Source organism: Ruegeria sp. CDSA141 (genome assembly GCF_059612005.1).
Genome location: NZ_JBXWPT010000002.1, coordinates 340,635 through 359,488 on the forward strand (window position 1 = coordinate 340,635; position 18,854 = coordinate 359,488).

At 57.2% G+C, this 18,854-nt stretch carries 16 protein-coding genes; 8 read left to right on the forward strand and 8 right to left on the reverse strand.

Annotated features, from left to right (window positions below):
- Window positions 1–13: 13 nt before the first annotated feature.
- Both AC2FLP_RS05590 and gap read right to left on the reverse strand, forming a co-directional pair.
- Window positions 14–157, reverse strand: a complete 144-nt coding sequence (locus tag AC2FLP_RS05590) for a hypothetical protein (RefSeq protein WP_496682063.1) — start codon at window positions 155–157, stop codon at window positions 14–16.
- Between the two features lie 72 nt (window positions 158–229).
- On the reverse strand, window positions 230–1,231 hold the full coding sequence (gene gap, locus AC2FLP_RS05595; RefSeq protein ID WP_496672987.1) for a type I glyceraldehyde-3-phosphate dehydrogenase: 1,002 nt from the start codon (window positions 1,229–1,231) through the stop codon (window positions 230–232).
- A gap of 182 nt (window positions 1,232–1,413) precedes the next feature.
- Between gap and AC2FLP_RS05600 the strand changes: the two genes are divergently transcribed.
- A complete protein-coding gene (locus AC2FLP_RS05600; RefSeq protein WP_496682066.1) occupies window positions 1,414–2,373 on the forward strand; it encodes a DUF808 domain-containing protein in 960 nt (319 codons plus the stop codon).
- Between the two features lies 1 nt (window position 2,374).
- Entirely contained in the window at window positions 2,375–2,782 is a 408-nt protein-coding gene (locus AC2FLP_RS05605; RefSeq protein ID WP_117869064.1) for a hypothetical protein, read from the forward strand.
- 45 nt (window positions 2,783–2,827) lie between these two features.
- Here the strand turns inward: AC2FLP_RS05605 and tkt are convergent, their stop codons facing one another.
- The gene (tkt, locus tag AC2FLP_RS05610) at window positions 2,828–4,852 is read right to left on the reverse strand and encodes a transketolase (RefSeq protein ID WP_496682069.1); all 2,025 of its coding nucleotides are present in this window, start codon (window positions 4,850–4,852) and stop codon (window positions 2,828–2,830) included.
- A gap of 236 nt (window positions 4,853–5,088) precedes the next feature.
- Here tkt and AC2FLP_RS05615 point away from each other — a divergent pair, with 236 nt between their 5' ends.
- The 3 genes from AC2FLP_RS05615 to AC2FLP_RS05625 are packed head-to-tail and all read left to right on the forward strand — an operon-like array spanning window position 5,089 to window position 6,682.
- On the forward strand, window positions 5,089–5,943 hold the full coding sequence (locus AC2FLP_RS05615; RefSeq protein ID WP_496682072.1) for a hypothetical protein: 855 nt from the start codon (window positions 5,089–5,091) through the stop codon (window positions 5,941–5,943).
- Window positions 5,943–6,338 carry a cell division protein ZapA gene (locus AC2FLP_RS05620; protein ID WP_117869062.1) on the forward strand — a complete coding sequence of 132 codons (396 nt, stop codon included), beginning with the start codon at window positions 5,943–5,945 and terminating at the stop codon, window positions 6,336–6,338. The genes AC2FLP_RS05615 and AC2FLP_RS05620 overlap by 1 nt, the downstream gene beginning before the upstream one ends.
- Window positions 6,335–6,682 carry an MliC family protein gene (locus AC2FLP_RS05625; RefSeq protein ID WP_299896810.1) on the forward strand — a complete coding sequence of 116 codons (348 nt, stop codon included), beginning with the start codon at window positions 6,335–6,337 and terminating at the stop codon, window positions 6,680–6,682. The genes AC2FLP_RS05620 and AC2FLP_RS05625 overlap by 4 nt, the downstream gene beginning before the upstream one ends.
- A gap of 6 nt (window positions 6,683–6,688) precedes the next feature.
- Here AC2FLP_RS05625 and grxD read toward each other — a convergent pair whose 3' ends face one another.
- The 5 genes from grxD to AC2FLP_RS05650 form a co-directional block, all read right to left on the reverse strand.
- Window positions 6,689–7,051, reverse strand: a complete 363-nt coding sequence (gene grxD, locus AC2FLP_RS05630) for a Grx4 family monothiol glutaredoxin (RefSeq protein ID WP_117869060.1) — start codon at window positions 7,049–7,051, stop codon at window positions 6,689–6,691.
- Window positions 7,052–7,303: 252 nt separating this feature from the next.
- Complete coding sequence (locus AC2FLP_RS05635) at window positions 7,304–7,540, reverse strand: BolA/IbaG family iron-sulfur metabolism protein (RefSeq protein ID WP_117869058.1); 237 nt, start codon at window positions 7,538–7,540, stop codon at window positions 7,304–7,306.
- Window positions 7,541–7,675: 135 nt separating this feature from the next.
- On the reverse strand, window positions 7,676–9,835 hold the full coding sequence (purL, locus tag AC2FLP_RS05640; RefSeq protein ID WP_496682077.1) for a phosphoribosylformylglycinamidine synthase subunit PurL: 2,160 nt from the start codon (window positions 9,833–9,835) through the stop codon (window positions 7,676–7,678).
- Between the two features lie 180 nt (window positions 9,836–10,015).
- Window positions 10,016–12,262 carry a mechanosensitive ion channel family protein gene (locus AC2FLP_RS05645; protein WP_496682080.1) on the reverse strand — a complete coding sequence of 749 codons (2,247 nt, stop codon included), beginning with the start codon at window positions 12,260–12,262 and terminating at the stop codon, window positions 10,016–10,018.
- A 270-nt stretch (window positions 12,263–12,532) separates the two neighbouring features.
- A complete protein-coding gene (locus tag AC2FLP_RS05650) occupies window positions 12,533–13,441 on the reverse strand; it encodes a LysR family transcriptional regulator (protein WP_496682082.1) in 909 nt (302 codons plus the stop codon).
- Between the two features lie 169 nt (window positions 13,442–13,610).
- Between AC2FLP_RS05650 and AC2FLP_RS05655 the strand changes: the two genes are divergently transcribed.
- The 3 genes from AC2FLP_RS05655 (at window position 13,611) to AC2FLP_RS05665 (ending at window position 18,805) form a co-directional block, all read left to right on the forward strand.
- Window positions 13,611–17,030 carry an indolepyruvate ferredoxin oxidoreductase family protein gene (locus AC2FLP_RS05655; RefSeq protein ID WP_496682084.1) on the forward strand — a complete coding sequence of 1,140 codons (3,420 nt, stop codon included), beginning with the start codon at window positions 13,611–13,613 and terminating at the stop codon, window positions 17,028–17,030.
- A gap of 78 nt (window positions 17,031–17,108) precedes the next feature.
- The gene (locus AC2FLP_RS05660) at window positions 17,109–17,987 is read left to right on the forward strand and encodes a lysophospholipid acyltransferase family protein (RefSeq protein WP_496682087.1); all 879 of its coding nucleotides are present in this window, start codon (window positions 17,109–17,111) and stop codon (window positions 17,985–17,987) included.
- An 8-nt stretch (window positions 17,988–17,995) separates the two neighbouring features.
- On the forward strand, window positions 17,996–18,805 hold the full coding sequence (locus AC2FLP_RS05665; protein ID WP_496682090.1) for a glutamate racemase: 810 nt from the start codon (window positions 17,996–17,998) through the stop codon (window positions 18,803–18,805).
- Window positions 18,806–18,854: the final 49 nt, after the last annotated feature.

Sequence of the window (18,854 nt, forward strand, 5' to 3'; positions counted from 1 at the left end):
AGGAAAACCTCAGTCACCGCCAGAAAGCGAGCCAGTCCAGAAAGTCGTAAAGCTTCTTTCCGAGGAAAAGCAGATGTTCGGTCCCGTGCAGCGTCACATCCAGCATCATGCCGCCGAGCAGAAGAAGGCCGAGCCAGATAGCGATTTGGTTGGTCATTGCTGTCCCGAACGTAAAATGCCCGCTCAGATAACCTGAGCGGGCATCAAGGTACAAGCGAAGTCCGAAGGGTCAGTTAAGGCGGCCCATCGCAACAGCTACGTCGGCCATGCGGACCGAGAAGCCCCATTCATTGTCATACCAGGCCAGAACGCGGACCATACGGTCATCGACAACGCGGGTCTGATCCGGTGCAAAGATCGAGCTTTCCTCAGTGTGGTTGAAGTCGGTCGACACCAGCGGAGCGGGCTCATATCCCAGAACGCGCTGCATCGGGCCTTTGGCGGCCTCTTCGACGATCGCGTTGATTTCGGCCGTCGAGGTGTCACGCGAAGCACGAAATGTCAGATCAACCGCCGAGACATTCGGAGTAGGCACGCGGATGGCAGAACCGTCCAGACGACCCTTCAGGTTCGGCAGAACTTCACCCAGCGCCTTGGCCGCGCCGGTCGAGGTCGGGATCATCGACATTGCAGCAGCGCGAGCACGGTAGAGGTCGCTGTGGCGACGGTCCAGAGTAGGCTGGTCCCCGGTGTAGGCATGGATGGTGGTCATGATGCCGTGTTCGATGCCGACGCCTTCGTCCAGTACCTTGGCCAGCGGAGCCAGACAGTTCGTTGTGCACGAACCGTTGGATACCATGTTGTCGTTGGCGGTCAGGGTGTTGTGGTTCACGCCGAAGACGATGGTCTTGTCGACATTCTTGCCAGGAGCAGACAGAAGAACCTTGCCGGCACCACGCTCCAGGTGGGTTTTCGCCTTGGTTCCGTCATTGAATTTACCTGTGCATTCCAGAACGACGTCGCAGCCTTCCCAATCCAGATCGTTCATGTCGTAAGTCGAAAACATCTGCATCGGGCCTCGGCCCAGATCCATGGTGTTTCCTTCGATGGCAACCTCGCGCGGGAAACGCCCGTGAACACTGTCATATTTCAGCAGATGCGCCGAGGTTTCCAAAGGGCCAGTTGCGTTGACTTTGATCACTTCGATGTCGTTGCGCCCGGACGCGGCGATGTGCGACAGGGTGCAGCGGCCAATACGGCCAAAACCATTGATACCGACCTTGATGGTCATATGACGTCTCCAGATGCGCTTGCTTTGAGGGCCATATAGCGGCGAAAAGGGAATCTCAAAAGGGCAAAAACGGCATATTTTTAAGGTGTTAGCGCAAACCTGCGCCGGTTGCGCTAACGCTTGCGCTAGCCGTTGGATCAGGTAGGGTCCGGTTTGCAGCAGCAGATGTGAAGGGAAACGCGATGAGTGGTCTTTTGGCCCTGTTGGATGATGTGGCGGGCATTGCCAAAGTTGCGGCGGCATCAGTGGATGATGTGGTTGCGGCAGCAGGCAAGGCGGGGGCCAAAACCGCTGGTGTGATCATTGATGACGCAGCGGTGACACCGAAGTACGTGCAGGGCTTTGCCCCGGCGCGTGAACTGCCGATCATCTGGCGCATCGCGCGCGGTTCGGTCTTCAACAAGATCATACTCTTGCTGCCTGTGGCTTTGTTGCTGGCCAATTTTGCACCGTGGCTGATTACGCCTTTGTTGATGCTTGGTGGGTCATATTTGTGTTTTGAAGGGGCCGAGAAGATTTTTCACGTTCTGTTTCCTCATGGAAGCCATGTCATTGAGGAAGACATGAAGAACCCCGACCCGGGCCATCTGGAGGAACAAAAGGTCAAGGGCGCCATCAAAACGGATTTCATTCTGTCTGCCGAGATCATGACCATTGCATTGGCGGCGATCGAAGCCCCGAACCTGTGGATGCAGGCCGCTACTTTGGCCGTTGTGGGGATTGGCGTGACGGTGGCCGTCTATGGGTCGGTGGCGTTGATCGTGAAGATGGATGACGTGGGGCTGTTTCTGGCGAATAACGCTCCAACTCCTGTTGGTCGTGGTATGGGCCGCGGCTTGGTCAAAGCGATGCCCGGGGTGATGAAAACCCTGTCGATTGTGGGAACCGCGGCGATGCTGTGGGTCGGCGGCTCAATTGTGATCCACGGGATGGAGGTGTTGGGCTTTGGATGGTTGGGCCATCATATCCACGATTGGGCCTATGCAATTGGACATTCGGTTTCTGATCAATGGGTTGGCGCAGTTGAATGGATATCCAAGGCCACGATGGATGGCGTATTTGGTTTGGCCTGGGGATTGGTTTTGATCCCGGTGGCGACCCGGATCATTTCACCACTGTTAAACAAGAAGACGAAACATTGAGTTGACCCGTTATCGTCTGGCCGCGATGATTGATGGCCCTCTGGTTCGGCAAGTCGGTAAGCGCGGATCAACCGGCGGAGCTTCATTTCTATCTGCTTTGAGTGTTGCGGCCGACGAAGTCCCATTCGATGAAACTGATCTGTATGGTTTCTTGCATTTTCGTATTGATACTGCGTTCACGGCGCAGAAGCGTAGTAATTGGTTCGGGGGACGCTTCTACAACGCTTTGGTGGGACAATCGGCCACCTATGTTCCGCTGTCCGGAACACATCTTCGCCAGGCGTTGTCTTGCCTCGGTTTGCAAGCCCCTGAGAAAGTGGTGGTGCAAGGACGGTATGAGTTGCGTTTGGATTACGCTCTGAAAGCCTACGAAGAACTTGCACTTCGGGTTAACGCTGAACCCAATTGAAAAGGGCGGCCAAGGCCGCCCTTTGCTCGATCAGGTGGGCCTGTCTCACAGTCCCAGCAGTTCCTTGACTTTGGCAACGGTTGCTTCGGCTGTGATGCCGAAATGCTTGTACAGCTCACCGGCAGGGGCCGAGGCGCCAAAGCTGGACATGCCGATAAAGCCTGCCTTGGCTTCGCGGCCACGCTCGCCTAACAGCCAGCGATCCCAGCCACCGGCGCGCACGGCGGCCTCGATGCCGACGCGAACCGGACCGGCGGGCAGCACGCGCTTGCGATAGGCTTCGTCCTGCTGTGCGAACAGCTCCATGCAGGGCATGGAGACGACGCGGGTGCCGATGCCTTCGGCCTCGAGCATCGCCTTGGCTTCCATTGCCAGCGAAACCTCTGAACCTGTTGCAATCAGGATCGCCTGACGCTTGCCCTCGGCCTCGGCCAGAACATAGGCGCCTTGCGCGGTCAGGTTCTTGGTCTTGTGATCCTCGCGCACGATCGGCACACCCTGACGGGTCAGCGACAGCACCGAGGGGCTGCCTTTGAAGGTCAACGCCAGTTCCCAGGCTTCGGCGGTTTCGATCGTATCGGCGGGGCGGAACACATAGGTGTTCGGCGTCGCGCGCGAGATGGCCAGATGTTCCACCGGCTGGTGGGTTGGGCCGTCTTCGCCCAGACCGATCGAGTCGTGGGTCATCACGAAAACCGACGGGATCTTCATCAGTGCCGCAAGACGCATCGATGGGCGGGCATAATCGGTGAAGGCCATGAACGTACCGCCATAGGGGCGGATGCCACCGTGCAGGGCCATACCGTTCATCGCTGCGGCCATGCCGTGCTCGCGGATACCGTAGTGAATATAGCGACCTTTGCGGTTTTCCGGCAGGAAGACACCCATATCAGCCGACTTGGTGTTATTCGATCCGGTCAGGTCAGCCGAACCACCAACGGTCTCGGTCATGATCGGGTTCACAACGTTCAGAACCCTCTCAGAAGAGGCGCGGGTGGCCAGTTTCGGCTGTTCTTCGGACATCTGCTTTTTGAACGCACGAATGGCACCAGCCAGTCGTTTGGGGGCCTCAAACGCATAGGCGCGGTTGAACTCGGCCTGCTTGCGCTCGGACAGTTGCGCGAAACGTTCTTCCCAAGCGGCACGCTCGACTGTGCCACGTGCACCAATGGCTTTCCAAGCGGATTTGACGTTGCCAGGAACTTCGAAAGCGCCGTGGGGCCAGCCGTAGGCCTCTTTCGCGGCTTCCAGCTGATCCTGATCTGTCAGTGCCCCATGACCTTTCGAGGTGTCCTGTGCAGCATGACCCAGAGCGATGTGGGTTTCACAGGCGATCATGGTTGGTTTGTTCGACTTCTTCGCCTGAACGATGGCTGCATCGATGGCCTTGGGGTCGTGGCCGTCGATTTCGATCACATGCCAGCCCGAGGCCGCGAAACGGCGGACCTGATCGGTGCGATCCGCAATATCGACAGTGCCGTCGATAGTGATGTTGTTGTTGTCCCAGAAGACGATCAGTTTGCTCAGCTCATGGCGGCCGGCCAACGTGATCGCTTCCTGACTGACACCTTCCATCAGGCAGCCGTCGCCCGCGATCACGTAAGTATAGTGATCCACGACTTTCTTGCCGTAATGCGCGCGCTGGATTTCCTCGGCCATGGCAAAGCCCACCGCGTTGGAAATGCCCTGACCAAGCGGGCCAGTTGTGGTTTCAACACCGTCGATCAGAAAGTTTTCGGGGTGACCCGCGGTCTTGGCGCCCAACTGGCGGAAGTTCTTGATCTCTTCCAGCGTTACATCGGCATGACCGGTGAGATAGAGCAGCGAATAGACCAGCATCGAACCATGGCCAGCCGACAGGATGAACCGGTCACGGTCCGGCCAGTTCGGGGCGGAGGCATCAAATTTAAGGTGCTTTTCGAATAGAACGGCCGCAACATCGGCCATGCCCATGGGCATGCCGGAATGGCCGGAATTTGCGGCGGCGACGGCGTCAAGGGTCAGGGTGCGGATTGCCGCAGCTTTGTCCCAGTGTTCGGGGTTGGCTTTGCGCAGCGCAGTCAGGTCCACGGGCGTTGTTCCTTTGGATAAAAAGCAGATTGCGGGCTCAATACCATTCAGCACCCAAAGTGCAAGCGGAACCGGGCCTTGATCGCACTGGGCGGGTGAAGAGTGCGGTCCAAGTAGTTGAAACCAAACAGTGGGTATTTTCTGTCGCATTCCGTTAGACTGTCAACAAGCGGGATTCGGTTTTGATTCGGATCACTTCGCGACAGAATGAACCTTGATAAAGAGGTGACAGGGGCATGAGCCAGATAGAGGAATTACAACACCGCATTGTAGCTGCGATGGACCGTATCAGCGCGGGCGTCGAAGCAATGGGCGATGCGTCCCGGAATACCGGGGCGGATGAGAGGCTTCAGGCCGAACTTGAAGACGAAAGAGTCGCCAATGCACAGCTTCAGGAGCGCCTGAAGACCCTGAAAGAGCAGCACGAACAGCAAGTGGACGAGTTGCGTGCCGATCTGGAGGAGTTGAGGACAGCCCCAGCAGACTCTGACGAAACGGATGCGTTGCGCGCTGAGCTGGAAGAAGCCAGGGCAAAAATCACGTCTGTTGAAGCGGCCCGTGCCGAGCTGGCCGAGGCCAAGGCTGCGTTGGACAACAGTGCCGAACTGGAAGCGTTGAAGTCCGAGAACGAAAGGATGCGCGCAGAGCTTGACGGAATCGGAGATCCTTCCGCGTTGAAGGCCGAGCTTGAGCAAATGCGTGAATTGCTTGCTCAGGCAAAAGAAGTTGAAGCGGAAAACAGCCGCCTCAAGGCAGAGCTTGAAGATACCGAGCGGGTCAATGAACTGAGCGCAGAGCTTGAGATGCTGCGGGCCGAGAGGGCCAGCCATGGTGCTGCGATGTCCCGCCTTGATGACGATCTGCAACGTATGCGCAAGGCGAACGAGCAGTTGCGGAATTCGGTCGAAGAATTGCGTTCTGCGGCCACAGAAGGGCTGACGGACGCTGAATTGCTGAACCGCGCCACCGTCGCCGAGTTGGAGGCGACACGTGCCGCGCAGGCTTCGGACGCCGCCGAAGCACAGGCCGTGCTGGCACGTTTGGAACCTCTGTTGTCGCAGGCGAAACTTGTTGAAGGTGAGGTAGAGTAATGCCCGAGGTAACCATTCATATCGGCGGGCGCGGTTTTGATGTGTCCTGCCGGGACGGGGAAGAGCCCTTTCTGCACGCTGCCGCCAAGATGCTGGATGACGAAGCGCAGGTTTTGTCCGATCAGATCGGGCGGATGCCGGAAGCGCGCATGTTGCTGATGGCCGGTCTGCTGCTGGCTGACAAGACAGCGGCAACGGAAGACAAGGTAAAGGCGTTAGAGGCCAAGCTGGCCGAGGCCGAGGCCGAGCTTCAATCGCTGCGAAATGCGCCTGCGCCGGAACCCGAGCGCATTGAAGTCGCGGTCGTCCCGCCTTCCGTCACGGATACGCTGGCAGAGCTGGCGGCACGTGCAGAAGCGCTGGCTTCGGTGGTTGAGGAGAAAACGGCACAATGACGTACCTGCGCAATCTCTTCTGCGGTGCTCTGCTTGTTTTCCCGGCAACAGCTGCACTCGCCGAAATCGACATTCTGTCCGTTACATTTACCTGTGAGAACGGAGTTCCGTTGCCGGTGACCTATTTCAACGCGCTTGACGGATCAGGCGCGGCGGCGACGATGGTGGACAACACTCTGGTTGCGATGCGCCAGGTCGAAAGCGGGTCGGGCATCCGCTACGAATCCGTTGGAGATCAAGGAACCTATATCCTGCGGTCAAAAGGCTGGAACGCGGCAATCAGCTATTTGGCGGCAGGCGCCGCCAATGAGCAGGTGATTTATCAGGACTGTTCCAGCCGGTAGGCCGGATTACGCGTTTGCTTCGCGGATTTTGTCGGCTGCTTCCTTGTTGTAGCCGACACCGTTTTCTTCAAACAACGTGTCCAGTTCGCCGGACAGGGTCATTTCGGTGATGATGTCGCAACCGCCTACGAATTCGCCTTTGACATACAGCTGCGGCACGGTCGGCCAGTCGGAATAATCCTTGATGCCCTGACGCACGTCTTCGTCGGCCAGTACGTTCACGTCGGTGTATTCAACACCCATGTAGTTCAGAACGCCGGCAACACGGGACGAGAAGCCACATTGAGGCATTTCCTTGGTGCCTTTCATGTACAGCACCACGTCATTGGCTTTGACGGTTTCGTCGATCTGGGTTTTTACATCGGTCATTTTGCGTTTCCTTTGCTCTTCGGCATCATAGCTTTGGCGTAGTCTTGAGGGTCTTTGGGGACACGATATTGCGTGGAATGCCCTCCGCCAGACCCGCCTGACTCATAGTTTGCGTGGATTGTGCGATAACCTATCCCAGGAAGCGATCCGCGCTTTGGTTGCGGTTCGTTTTTGGATCGGCTCCAAGCCAATAGCGCGACAAGCACGACAAAGACAGTGACCGCAATTGAGATTACAATCGCATGTTCCATTTTACTCCGGCACTTTGGTGGTCAGCGCCAGCGCGTGCAACTCACCATCCGGGCCATCCATCTTGCCTTTCAGCGCGGCATAAACGGCACGCTGCTGTTGTACCCGGTTCTTTCCGCGAAAGCTTTCGTCCACCACCATGGCAGACATATGAACACCGTCCTGGCCACCGACCTGAATCTCGGCATCAGGAAAGGCTTCGCGCAGCAGGTGTTCGATTTCGTGGGCGCTCATCGGCATGTAGGTAACTCCAGAAGGTCTTTCCCAAGATGTAGAGCGCATGAACCGGCCGTGCAAGGGCGCTGGCTCATGCAATAACAACGAAACCCCCACGGGATAACAGCGCGGGTTTCCATTGGTTTTCGTGTGGCGTTGTCAGGCTACGGCCTCGGCAAAGCTGTTGCGGTAAACTGCGGCAAGTTCATCAAGCGAGGCTTCCGAGCTGCCGATCTTGACCGTCTCGCCGGTGAAACGACCAACCGCATTCAGCGGAACGCCGGTCTGACCGGCAGCAATCATCAATGCCTCGGCCTGATCGAAATTGCACGCAACAAGATAGCGGGCCTGATCTTCACCGAACAGGAACTCAGTCGGCGCATCGTCCAGACACACGCCAACGCCTGCGGCTTCCGCCAGTTCGAAGGCAGCCTGAGCGATACCGCCATCGCTGAGGTCGGTGCAGGCCTTGATCATTTCGCGGTTGGCGCGGATGAAATCACCGTTGCGCTTTTCGGCATCCAGATCGACATGAGGTGCATCGCCGTCTTCGCGGTTGAAGACCTCTGCCAACAGGGCGGACTGACCCAGATGCCCCTTGGTTTCACCTATCACCAGCGCGACATGACCTTCGCGCACTTCGTTGCCGATGACCTCGTCCGAGTGCTGCAACAGGCCGACTGCACCAATGGTGGGGGTTGGTAGAATGGCCTGCCCGTCGGTCTCATTGTATAGAGACACGTTGCCCGACACGATCGGCATATCCAACGCGTCAACGGCGGCGCCGATGCCCTGAATGGCACCGACAAACTGGCCCATGATCTCGGGCTTTTCGGGGTTGCCGAAGTTCAGGTTGTCCGTGGTGGCCAGCGGCTTTGCGCCAACGGCGGTCAGGTTGCGATAGGCTTCGGCCACGGCTTGTTTGCCGCCCTCAAAAGGGTTTGCGCGCACATAGCGCGGGGTCACGTCGGATGTGAAGGCAAGCACCTTGTCGGTACCGTGGACGCGAACCATGCCCGCACCCAGACCCGGCGTACGGACGGAATCCGCCATCACCATGGTGTCGTACTGTTCATAGACCCACTGCTTGCCTGCGTAGTTGGGCGAAGCGAGCAGAACGCGCAGCCCGTCAATCGGGTCGATCTGAGGCACTTCGGCCAGTTCCTCTGCCTCTGGCGTAGGCTCCCATGGGCGGTCGTATTCCGGCGCGGTAGAAGACAGTTTGGACAGAACCAGATCGGCTTTGACTTCGCCGTTATGCATGATCAGGAAGCGGTCTTCGGCAATCGTTTCGCCAACGATTGCGAAATCAAGATCCCATTTTTCGAAGACGGCGCGGGCCTCGGCCTCAAGCTCGGGCTTGAGGACCATCAGCATACGCTCCTGGGACTCGGACAGCATCATCTCATAGGCTGTCATGTTTTCTTCGCGCTGGGGGACATTTTCCAGATCAAGACGCACGCCAAGGCCGCCCTTGTCGCCCATTTCAACGGCGGAACAGGTCAGGCCCGCCGCGCCCATATCCTGGATCGAGATCACCGCACCGGTCCGCATCAGTTCCAGCGTCGCCTCCATCAGGCGTTTTTCGGTGAAGGGGTCGCCGACCTGCACGGTGGGGCGCTTTTCTTCGATGGTGTCGTCGAACTCGGCGGATGCCATGGTTGCGCCGCCCACGCCGTCGCGACCGGTTTTTGCACCTAGGTAGACGACGGGCATACCTACGCCCGAGGCAGCCGAGTAGAAGATCTTGTCACTGTCGGCCAGACCGGCTGCAAATGCGTTCACCAGGCAGTTACCGTTGTAGGCAGGGTGGAAGCGGACTTCGCCACCGACGCAAGGCACGCCAAAGCAGTTTCCGTAGCCGCCAATCCCTTCGACCACACCATTGACCAGTTGGCGGGTCTTGTGATGGCCGGGTTCGCCAAAGGACAAAGCGTTCATGGACGCGATGGGGCGTGCGCCCATCGTGAAGACGTCGCGCAGGATGCCCCCCACGCCGGTCGCAGCACCCTGATAAGGTTCGATGTAAGACGGGTGATTGTGGCTTTCCATCTTGAAGACCACAGCCTGACCGTCGCCGATATCGACCACACCTGCGTTCTCACCCGGGCCGCAAATCACCTGAGGCCCAGAGGTGGGCAGGGTGCGCAACCATTTCTTCGAAGACTTGTAGGAACAGTGTTCGTTCCACATGGCCGAGAAAATGCCAAGCTCGGTGAAAGTAGGTTCACGCCCGATGATCTCGAGGATCATGTCGTATTCCTTGGGCTTGAGCCCATGTGCAGCAATCAGATCGGGTGTGATGGCGGGCTCTTGCATCTTCTGTCCTGTGTCCAAATGGGCCGAGATTGCGCGCCTTGTAGGGCAAGCGCGCGCATGTGGAAAGGGTCAAGACGGCGCAGGTTGCTTCTTTCAAAGAAAAACGGAACCGGCATCACTGCCGGTTCCGAAGAAATGCACCCCAGTACTGGCGCAAATCGAAGGCGTAAACCGCGAAGGTTACGCTGACCCCTGGTCTTTGTTGAGTTGAGCTGCGGCTGCGGCACCTACAGCGGCCTTCTGTTCCGGGGTCAGGTTTTCGGCTTCTTCCTGCCCCGGCATCGCAACACGCACCTCACGGCGGGCAAAGTCGATGCCGTTTTCCTTGAAGGCTGCCTTGACCCGGTTGAAGATTTCCTTGCGCAGTGTGAATTGTTTTCCGGGCTTGGCCATGAACTTGCCGCGGATGATCATGCCGACATCGTCAAAGTCGAACACGCCCTGCGATTTGAAGGGTTGCAGGAAGCCATCCTTGTGGGTCTCGTCGGCCATCATCTCGGCACCGATCTTCTTGAAGATCTTCTTGACCTTGTTGGGGTCGGTATCAAACGGCACGGTGAATTTCAGCTTCATGATAACCCAGTCACGGCTGAAGTTTGTCAGCTTCTGAATCTCACCATATGGGATCGTATGCACGGCACCTCGATGGTGACGCAGCTGCATTGAGCGAACCGAGATCTTCTCGACCGTTCCCATCGTGCCGCCGACGTCGACATATTCTCCAACGCGGAAGGCATCGTCGATCAGGAAGAATACCCCGCCCACGATATCAGCGACCAGCTTCTGCGCGCCAAAGCCGATAGCCAGGCCCAGAACACCGGCACCGGCCAGCAGCGGCGTGATGTTGATGCCTAATGCACCCAGTGCCAGCAGGCCAAAAATCACGGCAATTGTGATCTGGGCCGTTATCCGCATCAGGGGCAAAACGGTCGCCAGACGAGATCCACCGGCACCGCCGCCTTCACCGCCTGCTTCTTCGTCCAGCTCCTCGGCCGCAGTTTGTTCCCTTGCCAATCGACGGTTGATCCACAACGAGACGACCTCGTTCAGGATATAGCCAACGGCGATGATCAGCAGGAACTCAATCACAGCACCGCCGACTTCGGCACCAACACCGGCTGAGGCGACATTGCGCAGGTCAAGGTGCCACGCGCGTGCGATCATGAAAACCACGACCAGGCCCGCGATAACGCGACCAATCCGGATATAGCTGCGTTTCGCAGAACGGTAGGCGCGTTCGGCAAGAGGGCCTTCGCCCGACATGGGGGGTTGCAAATGCCGCACCAAACCACGGATCAGCGTATCAAGCGCGGGGACGATCAGCAACCAGAACAAGGTTGTGAAATGTGCACCGTTGGTCAGCAACCTCAATGTCGATGGGTCGCGCTGTGCGACCAGAAACTCAACCAGCAGCCAGATCGCCACCGAAACGCCGATGGCAAAATAGGGGTAATAATGCGCGACTTCTTCATCGAACTTCGTATGGTCCGGGTCCGTCCCCAGCATCATTTGCGAAAGCCCTTCGCGAGCAGTCCAGGCGATTACGGCGATATAGATGTGAATTGCGGCGTTCAGCCAGAAGCCAATGCGGGTATCGTCACCCGTGATGCCATTAAGCGCGTTGAACCGAACGACGAACAGCGTGAACCCGATCAGGATCAACAATCCGATCAGGTTGCGATGCAGGTACTTTGCCCAGTGGTCGTCTATGTTGACCAACCGGAATTGAGGTTTCTCCGGTGCCAGAACAAAGCGTGACGCCGCTGCACCCAAACGCGGCACCCAGATAAGATAAAATACAAACGGAGCGGCATAGGTGATCTGTTCCGTTGTCAGAAGGCCGCGGCCGACCGCGCGTATCACGACATAGAATACGATCAGCCCGGCGATTTCCCGGCAGAACCGACGAAACAGGTAGCTGACGGCGCCCCAAAGATCGGCCTCGTCCGCCGCTTCGGTTGCCTCATGCCAGCGGCGGGTCAGGAATATAAACAGCTTTTCAGCAATAAACCCGACAACAAGCACTGAGAGGACAAGCCCGAACAGAGTAAAGACACCAGTCGTTCCGAACGTGTCTCTAAAATTGCTGAACGCGGTTATCTGTGCCGTGACAATGTTGGGAACGGTGGTCAGAACATGAGTCCAAGACGTGACCATCTCTGCCCAGATATCGCTTATTTCCGTCAACGGGTCTTCTACGTTCGCCTTCTCGGCGGCTTGTTTTTCCGCCACGGCATCAAGGCGTTCCAATAGAATGGCGCGAACCTGGTCATCGGACATACGCGCGACCAGATCGTCGACCTGTTCGGGTGTCAGGTCTTCCGGAATGGTCACGGTAGAAGTTGAACCTGTGTCTTGTGCGTATAGCGGCACCGCCAAGAATAGTGCGGAGATGATCGCCAAAACGAGGCGGGGTAGGTGGAACATGTATTTTCCCTCAAACACGAAATTGTATCGTTTTTTTGGGATCATATGCCTATGCGTGTTTTTTTCCCAGAGCTTTCGCTGGCTTAATGTAATGCCCTGGGCAAAAAAAAGGCCGAGCTATAAGCTCGGCCGTAGTCCAACAGGGAGGTATGAAGATGATGAGCGTTTCAGCATCACCGCCTTCGAGTGCTCATTTAGGGGTCAGTTTGTGAACGTTCAAGATAATTAACCCTGTGATCTCTTCATGTCCGATATGCTGCATGCGCATAGCTACAGTTTTCCCATCTGTTTCAGCTGTTTGCGCTGCGCGAGGATTTCGTCCTGCACGAAATCTCGGAACGCGCCAACGCGTTTTGAGTGCCGTAATTCTTCCGGGTAGGCCAAGTAGACCGGGACATCTGCGGTTTCGATGTCTGACAGGATGGGCACAAGGTGCGGAAAATCCTGCGTGACATAATCGGGCAGGACACCGATACCCAGATTGTGCAAAACGCCCTGAAGCACGCCAAAATAGTTGTTCACCGTCAGCAAGGAGCCGGGATTATAGGTCATCAGGTGGCGCACCATGGATGCACTGGCTCCAACCTGCGGTGCCGCAGGGGTCTGACAGATCAGACGGTGGTCCTTGATCTCGTCCAGTGATTGCAGCATGCCGCCATGAGTGTCGATATAGTCCTGGGTCGCATACAACATCATCTGAACTGTCATCAGACGTTTGCGCACCAGATCAGCCTGGCTTGGTTCTTTCATGCGGATGGCGACGTCGGCCTCGCGCATTGGCAGGTCAAGAACGCGTTCTTCAAGCATCAGGTCGATGTTCAGATCAGGGTATTGCTCGTACAGCTTGGGCAGGCGCGGGGCTAACCAGAGTGTTCCGAACCCGAAAGTCGTCGTGACCCGCAAGACACCAAAGACCTCTTCTTCGCTGTCCCGAATACGCGCAGCAGCGGCATCAAGCCGTTTGGACATGGCGGATGTGGCGTCGAACAGCAATTCACCCTGTTCAGTAAGAATCAGCCCCCGGGCATGACGGTGGAAAAGAGTGGCATCCAGCGACTCTTCCAGTGCACGGATCTGTCGGCTTACGGCGGATTGAGACAGATTAAGCTTGTCTCCGGCGTGCGTGAGGCTGCCAGCATCGGCCACCGCGTGAAATATTCTAAGCTTGTCCCAATCCATCGCCGCAACTTTCGTTATCTTTCAGAAGCCCTATATGAAATAGGTAACAAGTTCTACATTCAAAGGACGAAATCGTTAAATATCAGTGGATAAATTCTATACAGGTCAGAAATTATGACCTAAAATGAACCTAAGTAAAGCACACTGATCTGACGAGGGGAGACGTCTGATGAGCCAGCCACAGATAACGCTGAACGACCGGTTCGATCTTGAGAAAAACCCCGTTCTTCTGAACGGAACACAGGCGCTTGTGCGCTTGATGCTGATGCAAAAGGCCAGAGACCGGCAAGCGGGTCTTAACACCGCGGGATTGGTCACTGGATACCGCGGGTCTCCTTTGGGGGCCGTAGATCAGCAAATGATGCGGGCTCAGAAGCCGTTGGCCGAAAGCGATGTCACGTTTCAGTTCGGTTTGAACGAAGATCTGGCAGCCACCGCACTTTGGGGCAGCCAGCAGGCGGGTCTGCGCGGCGACGGCAAGTTCGATGGGGTATTCGGGCTTTGGTATGGCAAGGGTCCGGGCGTTGACCGATCCGGTGACGTCATGCGCCACGCAAACATGGCGGGTACAGCCAAACATGGCGGCGTGCTCATGGCGATGGGTGATGACCATACCGGCGAAAGCTCGACGGTGCTGCATCAGTCGGAATGGTCGCTGGTCGACATGTATATGCCTATCGTCAGCCCTGCTGGCGTTCAGGAAATCCTCGATTATGGAATTTATGGATTTGCACTCAGCCGTTTCGCGGGTGTCTGGGTCGGCCTGAAGACGATGAAGGACACGATCGAAGTCACCTCGGTCGTGGATGGCAGTCCGGACCGAATGCAGGTGGTCATCCCTGAATTCGATATGCCGGATGGCGGATTGAACATTCGATTGGGGGACACGCCGCATCTGCAGGAAACGCGCGTTATCGACTACAAGAGGTTCGCGGCCGAGACGTTTTCACACGCCAACAAGCTGGACAGGCGGATGTGGGGTAAACCCGGCGCCAAGATAGGCTTTGTCGCGGCAGGCAAGAACTGGCTGGACCTGACACATGCACTTTCGCTTCTGAATATTGACGAAGCCGAGGCCGAGCGTCTGGGCATTACCACCTACAAGGTGGGGCAGACTTTCCCGCTGGATATGGCCGGTTTCCACGACTGGGCCGAGGGGCTGGACCTGATCGTGATCGTCGAAGAAAAGCGCAAGCTGATCGAGGTACAGGTCAAAGAGGCCATCTTTGACGACCGGCGCGGACGCCGGGTCTATGGCTGGTACAAAGGCGGTGCCGGGACGTTGCACCGGGAAGAACTGTTCCCGACGCGGGGTGCGCTTGACCCGATCATGATCGCTGAAAAGCTGGGCGAAATCCTGATTGAAGAGGGGCGCGAGACTGATGGTATCCGGGCCGGGCTGGCGTCTTTGTCAGAAGCGCGCCGGGCTGACAACGCGCAGGAAATTGCGACACGGCTTCCGTATTTCTGTTCCGGCTGTCCACACAACAGCTCGACCAAGGTGCCGGATGGCAGCCGCGCCTATGCCGGCATCGGCTGTCACTACATGGTACAATGGATGGATCGCGAGACGACCGGATTCACGCAAATGGGCGGGGAAGGCGCGAACTGGATCGGCGAGGCACCGTTTTCGACAACCAAGCATGTGTTCCAGAACCTTGGCGATGGCACGTACAACCATTCGGGCGTTCAGGCGATCCGGGCGGCGTTGTCCGCAGGTACCAACATCACCTTCAAGATACTGTTCAACGACGCGGTCGCCATGACCGGCGGGCAGGACAATGAAGGTGACCTGACTGCCGAACGGATTGTTGCCGAGGTCAAGGCAATGGGTGTTCGAGAGGTGGCTCTGGTTTATGACGAAAAGGAAGACGTCAACTTCAAGGCTTTGCCCGCCAGCGTTCAGACATTCGAGCGAGCCGACCTCATGCAGGTGCAGGAGAAGTTTCGCGAGATCGAGGGTGTTTCGGTCATCGTTTATGTTCAAACCTGCGCCGCCGAAAAGCGCCGCCGCCGCAAGCGCGGTACATTCCCCGATCCCGACAAGCGAGTGTTCATCAACACCGATGTATGCGAAGGCTGTGGTGATTGCGGCGTACAGTCAAACTGCGTTTCGATCGTTCCCAAGCAAACTGAACTGGGTCGCAAGCGCGCCATTGACCAATCAAGCTGCAACAAGGATTTTTCATGCTTGAACGGTTTCTGCCCATCTTTTGTGACGCTTGAGGGTGCGAAAATTCGCAAGGAGGCGACGACCGAAATTGATCTGCCGGATCTGCCAACACCGGATCTGCCGAAGATCACCGGCACGCACAACGTCGTGATTACCGGTGTTGGCGGTACGGGTGTCGTCACCATTGGCGCCATCCTGGCGCAGGCGGCGCAGATTGACGGAAAAGGCGCGGGCATGATGGAAATGGCGGGCCTCGCGCAGAAAGGCGGCGCAGTTCACATCCACTGCAGATTGGCCAACCGCCCCGAGGACATCAGCGCGATACGTGTCGCCACTGGCGAAGCCCATGCGCTGATTGGCGGTGATCTGGTGGTCTCGGCCGGCGCAAAAACGTTAGGCCTGACGCGTACCGGACGTACGGGTGCCGTCGTGAACAGCCATGAAACGGTGACTGGCGACTTCACGCGTGATACCGAGTTCAGCATTCCGACGGATCAGCTGGAACTGGCCCTGCAAGCGCGGTTGAAAGAAGATGTCTCGCTGTTTGATGCGACCGAACTGGCGCGCGCAGTGATGGGGGATTCAATCTATTCCAACATGATGATCTTCGGCGCGACCTGGCAGCGCGGACTGTTGCCGGTCAGCCATCAGGCGATATTTGAGGCCATTGAGTTGAACGGCGCAGCAGTCGAACGCAACAAGCGCGCGTTTGATGTCGGCCGTTGGGCGGTTCTGCATCCAGAAGAAGTACAATCCATCCTTTCCCCAACCCTGGCTGAAATGCCCAAGTCACTGGACCAGATCATTGCGTTCCGTGCCCAGCACCTGACGGACTATCAAGGTGCACGGCTGGCCAAGCGGTACCGCAAGCTGGTGGACAGTGTAGAGGACGCGGATGTACGCGAAGCGGTGGCAAATGGCTATCACAAGCTGTTGTCGTACAAGGACGAGTACGAAGTTGCGCGCCTTCTGCTGACCAGTCGGGAAAAGGCGGCGGCAGAGTTTGATGGTGACTTCAAGATGACCTTCCATCTGGCCCCGCCGATATTCGGAGGATCGGGCAGCAACGGCAGGCCAAAAAAGCGTGCGTTCAGCGAATCCATCATGACTGCGTTGAAACTGTTGACCAAACTGAAAGCGTTGCGCGGGACGCCTCTGGACATTTTCGGGTATTCATCCGAACGCAAGATGGAACGCGCCCTGATCCGCCAGTATGAAAAGGACATGCGCGAAGTTTTGCCCCTGGTGTCGCAGGAGACGCGTGATGCGATTTCCGCTTTGGCCCGCTTACCGTTGGATATCCGCGGATTTGGGCCGGTACTGCGGGAAAAAGAGGCCAAAGCTGCCAAGCGGAGAGAGGAGTTGCTGGCATCCATCCGCAGCGGTGGGCCAGAATTGCAGGCCGCAGCGGAGTAAATCGTCACTAGGGTGTCACGATAGCTGGTCAAAACTGCTGCTTGCATTTATTTTGCGTGCAGCAAAACGGAGCCCTACATGTCTTCTCGCCGTCATGTCGTTCGTGACATCTCGTATGCCCATTCCGCCGAAACCAGGGGGGGGCGGTTGGTTATCAGGCTGATGGAAAACACCACGGGCCGGTTGCGTCTGATAAAACGGGCGGACGGGTACGAGAAAGAGGTCGCAAAGGGTCGCGATTTCTGGTCGGTTATGGTCGATCGCTATGGATTGACCTTGGATGTCGTTGGTGGCGCACTGGCGAATATCCCCAAAGAGGGTCCCCTTATCCTGATTGCAAACCATCCGTATGGAATTCTGGATGGCCTGATGATGGGTCACATTTTATCTCAGACCCGTGGTGATTTCCGAATTCTTGCAAATCGCGTTTTCCGCAAGGCCGAAGACCTGAACCGTATCGTTTTACCAGTTTCGTTTGATGATACGAAAGAAGCGTTGAAGCTGAACCTGGATACGCGAAAAACCGCGTTGAACTACCTTGGGGATGGTGGCGCGATCGGGATTTTCCCTGGTGGTACGGTCAGCACTGGCGTTAATCCGTTCGCGTATCCCATGGATCCGGGTTGGCGCGGTTTTACGGCCCGTATGGTAGCCAAATCCAACGCCACTGTAGTTCCGGTTTTCTTCGACGGGCACACCTCACGTCTGTTTCAGATCGCAAGCCATATGCATAACACACTGCGCATGGGACTGCTGATCAAGGAATTCAAAAAACGTGTCGATACCCCGGTCAATGTGGTGATTGGCGCGCCGATCGGACGCGACATTCTGGACCCGCTGGGCAAGGATACGCGCAAGATGATGGATTTCCTGCGCAAAGCGACGTATGAGCTGTCTCCGACACCGCTGAAGTCGTATGACTATGGCTACGAGTTTGAGGAACGGCATCGCGCCTGAAGGGGCTAATGGCAGTAGGTATCTTTGATTCCGGATTGGGCGGTCTTACCGTCCTGAGCGCCGCGCAGACACGTCTGCCTGACGTTGATTTCCTGTATTACGCGGACAGCGCGCATGCCCCGTACGGTGTGCGCGATGCCGAGGACATCTATCAGCTGACCCGAAAGGCCGTGCAGGACCTTTGGGATCGCGGCTGCAATCTGGTGATTCTGGCTTGCAACACCGCCAGTGCAGCGGCGCTGCGTCGGATGCAGGAAGAAGGCGTGCCCGACGGCAAAAGGGTTCTCGGTGTCTTTGTTCCATTGATCGAAGCCCTGACCGAACGGCAATGGGGCGACAATTCCCCACCACGCGAAGTGGCGGTCAAGCATGTCGCCTTGTTCGCCACGCCCGCGACTGTATCCAGCCGGGCCTTTCAGCGCGAGCTGGCGTTCCGGGCAATTGGCGTGGATGTCGAGGCGCAGGCATGTGGTGGCGTTGTGGATGCCATTGAAGACGGTGACATGATCCTGGCCGAGGCGCTGGTGCGCAGCCATGTGGATGCTCTCAAACGCAAGATGCCCGAACCGCAGGCAGCCATTCTGGGCTGTACGCATTACCCGCTGATGGCCGAAGCATTTCAGGCGGCATTGGGACCTGACGTACAGGTCTACAGCCAGGGAGCGCTGGTTGCTGAAAGCCTTGCGGATTATTTGCATCGCCACCCCAACATGTTGGGTACCGGCCCGGGAGGATTCCTGACAACGGGGAAACCCAATGTGGTGAGCGATCGGGCAACTCAGTTCCTCCGACGACAAATCACATTCGAGGCCGCCTGACTTAGGTCAAGGACGCGGCCGTTCTGCTTTCTTTATTTCAAGGCCGTCG

Excerpts from the sequence above, each read along its gene's own strand:
- AC2FLP_RS05625 (WP_299896810.1), top strand. The coding sequence starts at position 6,335 with ATGACGTACCTGCGCAATCTCTTCTGCGGTGCTCTGCTTGTTTTCCCG.
- AC2FLP_RS05660 (WP_496682087.1), top strand. The coding sequence starts at position 17,109 with ATGTCTTCTCGCCGTCATGTCGTTCGTGACATCTCGTATGCCCATTCC.
- gap (WP_496672987.1), bottom strand. The coding sequence starts at position 1,231 with ATGACCATCAAGGTCGGTATCAATGGTTTTGGCCGTATTGGCCGCTGC.
- AC2FLP_RS05650 (WP_496682082.1), bottom strand. The coding sequence starts at position 13,441 with ATGGATTGGGACAAGCTTAGAATATTTCACGCGGTGGCCGATGCTGGC.
- AC2FLP_RS05665 (WP_496682090.1), top strand. The coding sequence starts at position 17,996 with ATGGCAGTAGGTATCTTTGATTCCGGATTGGGCGGTCTTACCGTCCTG.
- purL (WP_496682077.1), bottom strand. The coding sequence starts at position 9,835 with ATGCAAGAGCCCGCCATCACACCCGATCTGATTGCTGCACATGGGCTC.
- AC2FLP_RS05655 (WP_496682084.1), top strand. The coding sequence starts at position 13,611 with ATGAGCCAGCCACAGATAACGCTGAACGACCGGTTCGATCTTGAGAAA.
- grxD (WP_117869060.1), bottom strand. The coding sequence starts at position 7,051 with ATGACCGATGTAAAAACCCAGATCGACGAAACCGTCAAAGCCAATGAC.
- AC2FLP_RS05590 (WP_496682063.1), bottom strand. The coding sequence starts at position 157 with ATGACCAACCAAATCGCTATCTGGCTCGGCCTTCTTCTGCTCGGCGGC.
- AC2FLP_RS05600 (WP_496682066.1), top strand. The coding sequence starts at position 1,414 with ATGAGTGGTCTTTTGGCCCTGTTGGATGATGTGGCGGGCATTGCCAAA.
- AC2FLP_RS05635 (WP_117869058.1), bottom strand. The coding sequence starts at position 7,540 with ATGCCGATGAGCGCCCACGAAATCGAACACCTGCTGCGCGAAGCCTTT.
- AC2FLP_RS05645 (WP_496682080.1), bottom strand. The coding sequence starts at position 12,262 with ATGTTCCACCTACCCCGCCTCGTTTTGGCGATCATCTCCGCACTATTC.
- AC2FLP_RS05620 (WP_117869062.1), top strand. The coding sequence starts at position 5,943 with ATGCCCGAGGTAACCATTCATATCGGCGGGCGCGGTTTTGATGTGTCC.
- AC2FLP_RS05615 (WP_496682072.1), top strand. The coding sequence starts at position 5,089 with ATGAGCCAGATAGAGGAATTACAACACCGCATTGTAGCTGCGATGGAC.